General features: G+C 55.8%; 8 protein-coding genes. 7 read left to right on the top strand and 1 reads right to left on the bottom strand.

Going from position 1 to position 12,941, the window contains the following annotated elements; all coding sequences use genetic code 11:
• Positions 1–78: 78 nt before the first annotated feature.
• Entirely contained in the window at positions 79–990 is a 912-nt protein-coding gene (locus NSS83_RS11940) for an AraC family transcriptional regulator (RefSeq protein WP_341184306.1), read from the top strand.
• A 19-nt stretch (positions 991–1,009) separates the two neighbouring features.
• On the opposite strand, the gene NSS83_RS11935 is transcribed toward NSS83_RS11940, so the two are convergent.
• Positions 1,010–1,876 (bottom strand): AraC family transcriptional regulator, encoded by an 867-nt coding sequence (locus NSS83_RS11935; protein ID WP_341184307.1) that lies wholly within the window; start codon positions 1,874–1,876, stop codon positions 1,010–1,012.
• A gap of 134 nt (positions 1,877–2,010) precedes the next feature.
• On the opposite strand from NSS83_RS11935, the gene NSS83_RS11930 reads away from it, so the two are divergent.
• From NSS83_RS11930 to NSS83_RS11905, 6 genes are all read left to right on the top strand, one after another.
• Entirely contained in the window at positions 2,011–2,757 is a 747-nt protein-coding gene (locus tag NSS83_RS11930; RefSeq protein ID WP_341348300.1) for an SGNH/GDSL hydrolase family protein, read from the top strand.
• A 33-nt stretch (positions 2,758–2,790) separates the two neighbouring features.
• Positions 2,791–5,100, top strand: coding sequence for a helix-turn-helix domain-containing protein (locus NSS83_RS11925; RefSeq protein ID WP_341184309.1), 2,310 nt, complete (start codon positions 2,791–2,793; stop codon positions 5,098–5,100).
• Positions 5,101–5,375: 275 nt separating this feature from the next.
• Complete coding sequence (locus tag NSS83_RS11920) at positions 5,376–6,362, top strand: ABC transporter permease subunit (protein WP_341150513.1); 987 nt, start codon at positions 5,376–5,378, stop codon at positions 6,360–6,362.
• A gap of 15 nt (positions 6,363–6,377) precedes the next feature.
• Positions 6,378–7,262, top strand: coding sequence for a carbohydrate ABC transporter permease (locus tag NSS83_RS11915; RefSeq protein WP_036690583.1), 885 nt, complete (start codon positions 6,378–6,380; stop codon positions 7,260–7,262).
• 38 nt (positions 7,263–7,300) lie between these two features.
• A complete protein-coding gene (locus NSS83_RS11910) occupies positions 7,301–8,851 on the top strand; it encodes an ABC transporter substrate-binding protein (RefSeq protein ID WP_341348299.1) in 1,551 nt (516 codons plus the stop codon).
• A gap of 136 nt (positions 8,852–8,987) precedes the next feature.
• On the top strand, positions 8,988–12,755 hold the full coding sequence (locus NSS83_RS11905; protein ID WP_341184312.1) for an Ig-like domain-containing protein: 3,768 nt from the start codon (positions 8,988–8,990) through the stop codon (positions 12,753–12,755).
• The last annotated feature ends 186 nt before the right edge of the window (positions 12,756–12,941 follow it).

Genomic DNA, 12,941 nt, shown 5'->3' with positions numbered 1-12,941 from the left:
TTATTGCGGGATCAGCCAGTGTTAATATAGACTTGAAATAGCACAAAACCGACTTTGAAGAGGAGAGGAGGGGACATCATGCTATGCCTGGAGTTTCCGATTCCGCCGCTGCCGCAGTTTGTCACGGTGGGACATGCCGTCTGGTCGCCGGGGGACCGGCATTTCGCCCGCACCTTCGGTGTATATGATCTGCTGCTGGTCAAGCGGGGGACGCTCTATATGATGGAAGCGGATAAGGAATATGCGGTGGGGCCGGGGATGGTGCTGCTGCTTGAGGCTGGATTGCCGCATGACGGATACCGTGCCTGCGGGGAGGACACGGAGATCTACTGGGTGCATTTCATTCATCCACCTGAACCGGCGTATATCCAGCGCGGGGATATCCCCTGGTCTACACTACTGGCAAAGGGGACGGTAGAAGACGAGGAGCCTTCGGTGCAGCAGCGGCTGTATCTGCCGAAGTTCGCAGCTGTTGATCTGGAGGGACTGGAGCCGATCCTGCAGGAGATGAACGAGCTTCATAACCGGCTTAGCGCAGAGAATGCCATGCGGCTTCATCTGCTGCTGGCTGGTCTGCTGGCGGCGCTTCAGGCGGAATGTGAGCATACGGCTCAGCCGCCGGAGCCGGCGGTCCGGCTGGCCCGTGCTGCCGCAGCCTATCTGGCGGAACATTGGCGGGAGCCGTTTCATCTGGCGGGACTTGCGGAGGAACTGCATTTCCAGGCTGATTATATTACCAGATGCATGAAGCAGCATATCGGCACCACGCCGCTGCAGTATGTGCTGCACCTGCGTCTGGAAGAAGCGAAGAAGCTGCTGGGGGGTACGGTGCTGGGCATCTCGGAAATTGCCGAACGGGTAGGCATTCAGGACCCTAACTATATGACCCGGCTGTTCAGCGCCAGGTTCGGTGTGACTCCGGGAGCCTACCGGCAGCGGCTGCGCCAGCGGGATGAGGCTGCTGCTGTGACCGGTCCGGGGGAGGGCTGAGCGCCTGCCCGGGCAGCGGTCAGGAGCCCAGCATCCGCTCGCGGTATTGGCTGGGACTACAGTTAAATACCTTGCGGAACTGGCGGGAGTAATAATTCTGGTCATGGAAGCCGCTGTCCATCGCCACCTGCGAGATGCTCAGGCCCGGGCTGCGCAGCAGGGTGCAGGAATAATCCAGCCGCTTACGGATGACATAATCCATAGGGGTAGTCTGGTAGTTGCGGGTGAAGACCCGCAGGAACTGGCGGGTGGACATATAGGCCCGGTCTGCCATCGATTGCAGCGTGATCGGCTGCAGGAAGTGTTCTTCGATGTAGGTGACGGTCTCCCCGATCCGCAGCGCCTTGTTATCCTCATGACTGCTGCTGTTCTGATAATAGCGGGAGAGCATGCCTACCAGAGCGGTGAAATAGGTACGGATCATCAGCCGGTAGCCCTCAGGCTGCCGGTCATGCTCCTCGAGAATCTGATCCAGCAGCCGGGTAGCTTCCTGGAGCTGTCCCGCATCCAGCGAGAGCATCCCCTTGAAATGCATCTCCTTCCGGTAGAACGGCTCAATATAGAATAAGGCCTGGAAGCCGGGCAGGAGCCTCAGCTCGGACTGCTGGAGCAGTTGCTCCGGCTGGAACATCACGTTCACGTATTCAATTCCGTCAACATTCTTGTAGCCATGGGAAACGTTGCTGTGGATTAGAAAAACCTGTCCGGCCTTAACCGGCACCTCTCTCCCTTCAATGATGTGTATGGCGTGTCCCGACAGAATAACGACAAGCTCCGAGAAATCATGGCTGTGGACGTAGTAATCATGGGTCAGCGGGCATTTCTGGATTCTAAAGGTAAAACCCGGCTCAAGGCCGATATCCCGCGCTAGGATTTTGGTAGTCATGGCCATATTATGCTAAAGAAGGTCGGGATCGTCAAGGCGCAAAGACGCAGGTGGCGCTACCATTAGGGTGGCGGGTGAACCGGCCCGGCTGCGGCCGGGGAGTGAGACCTGTGCCAAGGTCAGGAGGGCAAAGAATGCGGAATATACTTAAAGATAGAATTACACTGACTAACAGAAATCCTCGGATACTGTTCCTCGGGGACAGCATTACTGCTGACGGACAATATATCCGGTTGATCCGGGAATGGCTGAACACGCACCGGCCGGAGTGGACCGCCGAGCTGATTCCATCCGGAGTACCCAGCGAGACGGTCTCGGGTCTGAGCGAAGCAGCGCATCCCAATCCGCGCCCTTGCGTGCATGAGCGGCTGGCCAGAGAGATGGCGGAGGCTGCTCCTGATGTGGTTATAGCCTGCTATGGCATGAATGACGGGATCTATCATCCCTTCTCGGAAGAGCGGTTCGCCGCTTATCAGGCAGGTATGCTGGCACTCAGCAGCCGGGTCGGTGAAGCTGGAGCCGGGATCGTACTCATGACACCTCCACCGTTCGATGCCCTATCCATGACGGGGGAGCTACAGCCCGCAGACGCGGCGGACTTCAGTTATCTGGCGCCATACAAGGACTACGATCAGGTGCTGAAACGTTATGCGGACTGGCTGCTGTCCAGGGGCTGCCCTGCGGACAAAGTAATTGATCTGCGTACGCCGCTGCTGGAGCTGATCCGGCATGAGCGCTCGCAGAACACCGCTTACAGATATGGCGACGGTATCCATCCGGACACCACGGGGCACCGGGTGATCGCACGGACGCTGCTTCGGGAATTGTACGGCGGGGAGCCGGAACTGCAGATTGACAAGTATTTTGGCGCGGGATTATAGTAAGGACACCTTAAGAGCCGGGAGAGGGATCACATGAACGTACTGCAGACGATCCGTTCGCGTAAATACTTGCAGCGGATCCTACTCAGCTTTATGCTTGTTGTTGCCATTCTGGCTGTAGCTTCGCTGCTGATGAACTCGGGTGCCCGCAGCAAGGTGCTCAGCCTCCAGAATGAAGCGGACCGCAAGCTGCTGACCCAGATCAATTACAATATCGAGAACATGAACGGAATTGTAAAAGATCTGGCGGTCTCCCTGTACAATGACGAGGAGATGCTGGCGCTGAAGTCCGGCGCTGATTACAGGCAGAGCATCCTCAAGATTGAGCGGCTGAATCATACGGTTGCAGCCTCACCGTATCTGCATGCGGCCGTCTTTTATAATGGGGCCCAGCACCGGTTCTTCTCGTCGCTGAATCATGAGATTAACAATAGTCTTCTGTACAGCTCCTTGCAGAACTATATGGATTCCCGGGCAGATCTGCCGAAGCTCCAGCTCATTCCGCTCGACCTGGACGGCAAGGGCGGGGGGATTGATGTCTTTGCCTTCTTCCTGTATGACGGGGATACCTTGGGTTCAATCAATGACAATGTGCTGATCCTCACGGTCAAGCCGGGATGGATGCTTGATAATATGAAAGCGCTTAACCAAGTGGCGGAACGGCAGAATGATGTGTTATTCGTGACCGATACCGACGGTGAGGTGCTGATCGCAACCGGCGGGCAGGTTCCTGAAGGGCTTAACCTGAAGGGAGAGCTGCTGCCGCGGATCAGCGCTTCGGGCAGGCCGCTGGATTCCTTCAACTACAGTCATGACGGCAGGAAATATAAAGTGACTTATCTGAGCAAAGCCCTGAACAACTGGCAGATTATCAGCATGCAGGATTATGATGTGGTGCTGGGCAGTGTCCGGCAGATGAAATGGACGGAGATCGCGGTCACGCTGTCTGTTGTTCTGCTGGCCGTGCTGTTGTCCGTGTTCTTCGCGGTGCGGCTGTATAAGCCGGTAGGCCAGCTGCTGACTCTGGTTCCAGGCGATGTGCGGGGCGCGCCGCAGGCTAAGGATGAGCTGTCACTAATTGCAGCCAACCTTACGGAGATGATCAGCAAGCTGAAGGGGCTGGAGCTGGAGCGGGCCTCGCAGTCCAATATTGCCAAGCTCTATCAGCTCCGCAGCCTGATCGCTTCAAGCCACAGTCTGGATGAGCAGTCCTTCCTGCAGCTCAGAGAGCAGCACGGCATCGATATTGCCTATCCGTCTCCGCTCCGGCTGGCGCTCGTGCAGATCGACAACCTGCAGGGGCTGGCGGCAGAGCCGGGACTGCCAATGGAATCGCTGCTGTACTTCGCCATCTCCAACATCGGACAGGAATTATTGCGCCTTCAGGGCTCCTGTGAAGCTGCAGATATGAAGAGCGGGCATCTGGTCTTCATTGCCGGGAGTGCGGACGGGGAGCTGGCGAAGCTGGAGGAGCGGTTCAGGGAGCTCCAGCAGACGATCGGCAACTATTATCATATTACTTTTACAGTCACGCTAAGCGAGGTCTTCACGGATTACCGCAGCATCACGGCGCATTATAATCTGGCGCAGCGCCATGCCAATTACCGGATGATCTACGGCAAAGGAGCAGTGCTGGAGCCTGAAATGCTCCGGGCGAATGAGGCGAATGAAGCGCTGCGCATTCCGCAGGAGCTGGAGCGGCAGCTGACGGAAGGATTGAAGGGCGGGGATCTGGCAGAGACTGAGCAGACGATCCGCAAGTGGAGAGCGCTGCTTGGCGGCTTCAGCTACGAGAATATGTATTCTGCGGTGCTTCATCTGGCCGTGACTCTGAGCCAGACGCTAGCCGAGATGAACAGCCGGAGTGTCAATCCGGTCTCGCTTAACCTGCAGGCGATCAACCGCCGGATTCTGGAGAAGGAGACGCTGGATGAGATGGAGACGGTCCTGCTGGAGGTGGTGCGGGAAGTCGCCGGGCAGCGCCGGAGCGGGCGCGAGGACAAGAACCGGCTGCTCGCGGACACGGTGAAGGAGATTATTGACAGGCATTACGCCGATCCTGACCTGAATGTGCAGCGGATTGCCGATATGCTTAAGATGAGTCCGGTCTATCTGGGCCAGGTGTTCAAGGCGCAGGAAGGCACGAGCGTGGTGGATCAGATCAACGCCGTCCGGCTGGCCAGTGCCAAGAAGTACCTGGAGCAAGAGGACTTCACCGTAACAGAGATTATGGAGAAGGTCGGGTTCGGGAACGAGAGTTATTTTTACCGCCTGTTCAAGCGCTGCTATGGCACCACGCCGAAGGAGTACCGCCTGAAATCAGCCATTGACCGCAGCAGATGATTCCTTTACCCAAATGGGTCAAGCAGCGTCCAATACGTAAGGCAGGGTCCGTTACATGAGCAATGTTCATGCGGCGGGCTTTTTGCTGTGCCGCGCAGGAATTCGTTCCCCGCTAGATAGTAATCTGGCAACAATACAGCCCGGCTTTACAGCATTCTTGCAATTGTACAGTAACGCAGCGGCCTGATTCTGCGCTATTGTTAGTCGTGCAAAGCCTGGGACACAGGCAAACAGCTGCAGCTAAGGAAGGAAAGGAAAGGAAGGGGCTCAAGGTTATGTTGAATAAGGTTCCGCTGGCGGAACAGCAGGCAAGTTCAGGAGCGCTGCCGGCCACGCGCAGAAAATCCTGGCTCCGAAGGGAGCTGACCCATTTCAAAAGCAACCGGGAGCTGTTCCTGCTCTCGCTGCCGGGATTGCTGTACAAATTGATTTTCGCGTATATTCCGATGATTGGTCTGATTATCGCCTTCAAGAATTACCGGTATGATCTCGGCATCTTCGGCAGTAAATGGGTCGGGCTGGATAACTTCCGTTATTTGTTCACTACGGACACGGCGTGGCGGATTACAAGGAATACGGTTCTGTATAACACCGCCTATATTCTGATTGGCACCTCAGCGGCGCTGCTGCTGGCTATTCTGATGAATGAGATTAAGGCTAAGTGGAGCAAGTTCTATCAGACGGCCTTGTTTCTGCCCCATTTTCTGTCATGGGTGCTTGTGGGTTACGTGGCTTATGCCTTCTTGAACCATTCGGACGGCTTCATCAACCGCACGCTGGAATCCTTCGGGCTGAATCCGGTGAGCTGGTATCAGAACCCCGGACCCTGGCCGGTCATTCTGATTCTGGTTCAATTGTGGAAAGTGGTGGGGTTCAACACGCTGATTTATTTTGCCGGCATTATTGGCATTAACAGTGAATATTACGAGGCGGCACGGATCGACGGGGCAACCAAGCGGCAAATGGCCTTCAAAATCACGATTCCGCTGATGGCCCCAATCATCATTATTATGCTGATTCTATCCATCGGTAATATGTTCCGCGGGGATTTCGGCCTGCATTATTTCATCCCGAATAACTCCGGTTTTCTCTATGGCTCTACGGATATCATTGATACTTATGTGTACCGTGCGCTGCGTGAGGTCGGCAATGTGAGCATGTCTGCGGCTACCGGGTTCTATCAGTCGGTTGTCGGTCTGGTGCTGGTACTGACGGCTAACGGAATTGTGCGCAAGGTCGATCCCGATAATTCCCTGTGGTAAGGAGGTGCCCTAAGCGTGGGCAAAAAATTTGAATTCTCGAAGCTGTTCATTAATCTGCTGTTTATCGTGCTGTCGCTGGTGGTGATTCTGCCATTCCTGCTGGTCATCGTGGTCTCGCTGACGGATGAGAAATCATTGACCGAGAACGGGTACCAGTTCATTCCTTCATCCTTCAGTCTGGATGCCTACCGCTATCTGCTGGACGCTCCCGACATCCTGCTCCGGGCTTATGGAGTTACGTTCACGGTGACGATCATCGGCGCGCTGGCTGGACTGCTGCTGACCGCGATGACCGCCTACGTGATTTCAAGGCAGGATTACCGGTATAACCGGGCGACGACGTTCTATGTATTTTTCACCATGCTGTTCAGCGGGGGACTCGTTCCCTCCTACATTCTCATTACTCAGTACCTGCATCTGAAGGATAGCCTGCTGGCGCTGATTCTGCCGATTCTGCTGTCGCCGTTCAACATTATGGTCATGAAGGGCTTCATGTCCAAGATTCCGCTGGAGATCATTGAATCCGCCAAAATCGACGGGGCGCGGGAATTCCGCATTTTCTTCCGGATCATCCTGCCGCTGTCCACTCCGGCGCTGGCGACGCTGGGTCTGCTGATCTCCTTCACCTACTGGAACGAATGGTTCAACGCGATGCTCTATATTGATGATCCAAACAAGGTGCCGCTGCAGCTCCTGCTGGTGCGGACGCTCAACAGCATTGAGTTTCTCACGACGAACTCCGAATTTACCGGGCAGCTTGGCATTGACCTGAGCAGCTTCCCGAACAGCTCCGCGCGGATGGCTATTGCCGTACTGGCCGGCGGACCGATGCTGGTCATCTTCCCGTTTTTTCAGCGGTTTTTCGTCAAAGGGCTTACGGTTGGCTCCCTAAAGGGTTAACATACAATTACATGTACTAAGTACAGGAGGTCACTCACATGAAAAAAGGGCTGGTTGGCGTATTGGCATCCGTAATGCTGCTTGCATCCGTGCTGTCAGGCTGCGGAGGGAACAATAACGGCGGCAATGGCAGTGCTGCTACAGGTACGGAAGGAAGCGGAACGGGGGCTGCGCAGAGCGCGGCACCGGAATCCGGGAAGGACGGCGAGCTGAAGCCGGTCGAACTGACCTGGTATTATCCGCTGTCGCAGCTGCAGGCAGACCAGGATAAGGTGCAGGAGGAAGTGAACAAGATTACGAAGGCGAAGATCAACGCCACCGTGAAGCTGATGCCTGTAGCAATCGGGGACTATGTGCAGAAGATGAACACCGTGCTTGCGGCAGGCGAGAAGTTCGACATTCTCTGGACCGGTTATATGCTGAAGCCGGAGGAGCTGGTGCGCAAGGGAGCGATTCAGCCGATGGATAAGCTGCTTGACGAGTATGCGCCGGAGCTGAAGAAGGAGGTGCCGCAGGTGATGTGGGATGGCCTCTCGGTGGACGGGGAGATCTACGGTATTCCGAACCAGCAGATCAACGGCTCCCGGTACGGCTTCATCATCCAGAAGCGCTTCGCTGACAAGTACAAACTTGATACCGCTTCCATCAAAAAAATTGCGGACATCGAGCCGTTCCTGGCCCAGATTAAGCAGAACGAGAAGGATATCATTCCGTTTGGCGTATTCGGCACTTCCTTCATCAATCCGCAGGCGCATGACGACAAGTACTGGGTAGTTCCGGGTCTGGATGACCATTTCTATATCAAGACAGATGATCCCTCGTATACGCTCCAGCGGTACCCGGAAGAAGAACTGGACAATTTCCGGCTGGCCAGCAAGTGGTATAAGGATGGCTATATTTACAAGGATGCTGCTACCGAAAAAGCGAATGATTACCTCGCCAAAGGCCAGATTGCCGTCGATTTCAACGTGACGCTGAAGCCGGGCGTTGAGGCTGAGGTGAAGGCCAAAAACGGCGGCAATGACGTCATCACGGTACCGCTCAGCGACTGGTTCTCCAACGGTTATTCGGCCACAACCAACCAATCGATCAGCCGTACGGCCCCTAATCCGGAGCGCGCGATGATGTTCCTGAATCTGGTGAATACCGACAAGGAGCTGTACAATCTGCTCTGTAACGGAATTGCCGGGGAGCATTATGATAAGGCAGACGGGGAGTACATCAAGGCCAAAGCGGATTCCCGCTATCTGCCGAATATGGACTGGGTGTTCGGTAGCGTATTCAACTCCTATCTGAAAGAAGGTCAGCCGGAGAATGTGTGGGAAGAGACCAAGAAGATCAATTCCGGTTCTGAGGTGAATCCGGTTGGTGCCTTCAAGTTCAATTCCGAGCCGGTGAATACCGAAATTGCCAACCTGAACGCCGTGTGGGGAGAATACAAACGGGGGCTGGTTACCGGTACGCTTGATTTTGATGAAACCTGGCCTGCGCTCTATGGCAAGCTGAAGGAAGCCGGCGAAGAGAAATATGTGGCGGAAGTCACCAAACAATTCGAACAATTCCTGAAGGATAAAGGTCTGAAGAAATAAGGCGTAAGGTGTAAGGAAACAGAATAGATCTGCACGGCTGAGGAGAACCGGAGAAACCTGCTGCTCATGGGGGGCTTCGCCAGACTGAAGTTGGCGTAAGCCCCTACATCCCACGTTGAAAGGAAGAGGAGCCTTGGTGAAAAAACGTTTGCTTGCGGCACTTGCAGCCAGTCTGTTGTTGATGCCCTCTCTGCCGTTTGAAGCCCCTGCATATGCGGAGGGAGGAACGTCCGGGACGGCCTTTTATGTGGCCAATAATGGAAGCGATTCCAATGCTGGGACGCTAAATGCCCCGTTCCAGACGCTTGAGAAGGCGCGCGATACGATTCGTACGCTGAAGACGGAGGAAGGACTGCCGGATGGCGGAGTCACCGTGTATCTGCGGGAAGGAAGGTATGAGCGGACCTCCAGCTTCGAGCTGCGTGAACAGGACTCCGGTGAGGCCGACAAGCCCATCACGTATACGGCTTATCCGGGAGAGGAGGTCACGCTGTCCGGCTCCCGCCAACTCGCCAAATCAGCCTTCGTTCCGGTTACCGACACGGCCATTCTCAGCCGGATCATCAGCCCGGAGGCGCGAACGAAGGTGCTGGCCGCCGATCTGGGAGCGCTGGGCATTACCGATTACGGCCAGCTCAGCCGCCACGGCTATTATCTGGCGAATGATCTGAGCGAGGTGCCGCCGATGGAGCTGTACGTGGCCGGGCAGGGCATGACACTGGCCCGCTGGCCGAATGAAGGCACGGTCCAGATGGATGAGATTCTTGATCCCGGCCCGACCCGGAAGGACCCGAACGGCGAAGTGCATACGCGCGGCGGAACCTTCACCTACACGTATGACCGTCCCCAGTACTGGACGCAGGCGGACGACATCTGGCTGGACGGGATCTTCGGTTATAGCTGGGAATGGTCGTACAACAAGATTGCTTCCATTGATACGGCCGCCAAAAGCATCACCCTCCGCTACGGAGAGATGAGCGGGATCTTCAAGAACTGGTACCCGGATTTCCACTTCGCGCAGAATCTGCTGGAGGAGATCGACATGCCCGGCGAATATTATATCGACCGCCAGGCCGGCAAGCTCTATTTTCTGCCGAACGCGGAATTTACTGCCGGGAACCCGGATATTGAAGTCACGATGCTGAAGAGTCCGATGATCAACGCCTTGAACGCCTCGTACATCGACTTCTCGGAGCTGGTGCTGGAGAACGGCCGCGATTCCGCAGCGGTGTTCATGGGCGGCAAGCAAATGCGTATTCTGAACAGCGAGATCCGCAATTTCACCAACAGCGGGGTGCTGGTCAATACTCAGAGCCGGTTCTACTACAATAACTTCGAAGGGGCACCGGGAACAGATCACGCCATTGTCAGCACGCATATTCATCATATCGGCGGCACTGCCGTCACGCTGACTGGGGGCAACAAAACGACGCTTGCCCCGGGGAACAACAGGGTGGAGAATTCGCATATTCACGATTTTGCCTACTATCACAAAGCCTATAATCCCGGGGTGCTGCTGTCCGGCGTGGGCAACCGCATGTCGCACAATGAGTTGCATGACGCGCCGCATCCCGGTGTGCTGATCTTCGGCAATGATCATACCGTGGAATATAACGAGATCTATGATGTATGCACGACCTTCTCGGATCTCGGCGCGATCTATATGAACGCGGGGGAACAGCCCCATGAGCGGGGAACGGTAATCCGCCGTAATTACTTCCATAACATCGGGGAGAGCAAAGCGGGTGTAGAGGGCGTATACCCGGACAATTTCACGATGGGTCTGACTATTGACGAGAATATCTTTTACAAGATGGGTAATTCCGCTATTAAAAATAACGGTGGCGCCCATATCCTGACCCGCAACAATATCTTCATTGACAGCAAAATTCCGTATGACTATGCGGATATGTTCCTGGGCGATGAGCCGGATGATCAGGTGCCGCTGAATTACATGCCGAAGTGGCAGGCCTTGTTCGCAGCGAACAATAATTTCACCGGAACGCCTTATCTGACGAAGTATCCCGAGCTGGCGGATTTCTTCACGGAGAACCGTTATTATCCTGATACGAATACGTTCCAGGGCAATGTTATCTATAACCCGTCCGTTCCGCGCAGTGTAACAACCAATGTGTACGGGGCCTATGACAAGTTCGGGCTGGTCCAGTATGCGAATAACTGGGTAACCGCAGGAGATCCCGGGTTCACCGATCTGGCGGGAGGCGATCTGTCGCTGCGGCCGGATGCGGATGTATATGATGTGATTCCCGGCTTCCCGGAGATTCCGTTCGGCGAGATCGGCGTTGCCGGTAAGGCAGGCACGACAGCCGGTGCGGACAGCTATCCCGTGCAGGGCGTGAGTGTCTATGACAGCGAGATTAACGTAGACCGCTGGAAAACGGTGAAGCTGCGCACGGCGGTCCTCCCCTGGAACGCGGACAATCCGGCTTTGGCCTTCACTTCGGCTGATCCGGCTATCGCGGCAGTGGACGGGGCAGGAACCGTAACCGGCCGGACGGTTGGGACCACGGTGATCACGGTAGCTTCAGTGGAGAATCCGCTGCTGACTGCCACGGTTACGGTTCACGTGGAGGCGGGCGACGGCGTGATGGACTTCACGGACTTTGAATCCGGCGCGAACGGCTGGCTGCAGGATGCCAACCGCAGCATCGAGAAGATCGGCACGAACCGCTGGTACAAGATCCTGAACGGGGCCTCCGCCCTTAGCCCCAAATCCTTCTCGGACTATGAGCTGAGCTTCAAGGTGAAGACCCCGGCGGTGATGGGCGATAACGCGACACTGTATATCTTCGACCGCCAGGCCGGAAGCGGCTCCAGCCGGATCGGCTATAGGACCCGGGCGGACGGAAGCTCCGCCTGGCTGCTGTATAATTCAGCCTGGACGGTGCTGAAGGAAGTCAAGCTGCCGGGGCATGACCTGCAGCCGGATACGGAATATACGGTCCGCATGCTGGTGAAGGGCGGCGATATCAGCGTCTATCTGGACGGAGCGTTCCGCCTGAAGGGCACTGACCCGGGGCATAATGCGGAAGGGAAGGTCGGCTTCTATGTCAGCAATGTCAGCCAGATGCACTTCGATGACATTCAGTTCAGGGAGCTGACGACAACGCTGGCCGGGATTATTCCGGCAGAGAATAACGTGCGTCTGGCCGCAGGTGAAGATAAGGCGTTACAGGTAGCCTTCGACCCTGCGGATACGCCGGATACAGGCCTGACCTGGCAGTCGGCTAACCCGGCGGTCGCTACGGTGAACAGTACTGGTGTGGTGCATGCCGTATACGAGGGGCAGACGGTCATCTCGGCTGTGTCAACGGTGAATCCGCTGATTAAAGCGGATATTACAGTCACCGTCTCGAATATTATGCATGAGACCAACTTCGAGAACGGAGGCAATGGCTGGCCGGTGGACCCGAACCGCAGCATCGCCGCCGATCCGGACGGCAACCGCCGCTATAAGCTGCTGAACGGGGCCAGCGGCCTGCTGGACCGCAGCTTCACCGCCTATCAGCTGGAGTTCAAGCTGAAGACGCCCGCCGTGATGCCGGATAACGGCATCCTATACATCTTCGACCGCCAGGACAGCAGCGGCTCTACCCGGATCGGGTACCGGACCCGGGCAGACGGATCTTCCTCCTGGATTCTGTATGATACAGCGTGGCAGAAGCTGACCGAGAGTGTGCTGCCTGGACATGACCTGCAGCCGGATACGGAGTATGCGGTGAAGGTAACGGCGATGGGCGGGGACATCGCTGTATCCGTTGACGGCGCGCCAAGACTCTCCGGCACCGATCCGGGCCACCGCCCGTCCGGCAAGGTCGGCTTCTACACCAGCGGCTTCGCTTACATGCTGTTCGACGATATTGTCTTCTCGGTGATGCCATAATGCGGGATAACGCCTTTCCTTTCTGGGGAGGGCGTTTTTTATGTTGTTTAGGACTAAATACAATGGGCGCTACGTAGGCCAAATGTAATCGGAAAACCGATCACAAATGAAATTCCCGATAAATAAACTTTGCAAAAAGGAAAAATATAGCTATACTGAGTTTAAATACGATTTTAAATGTCATTT

The organism is Paenibacillus sp. FSL H3-0469 (assembly GCF_038051945.1).
Lineage (GTDB): Bacteria > Bacillota > Bacilli > Paenibacillales > Paenibacillaceae > Paenibacillus_AQ.
The sequence above is the reverse complement of the archived record's forward strand: the minus strand, read 5'-3'. Positions and strand labels throughout refer to the sequence as shown.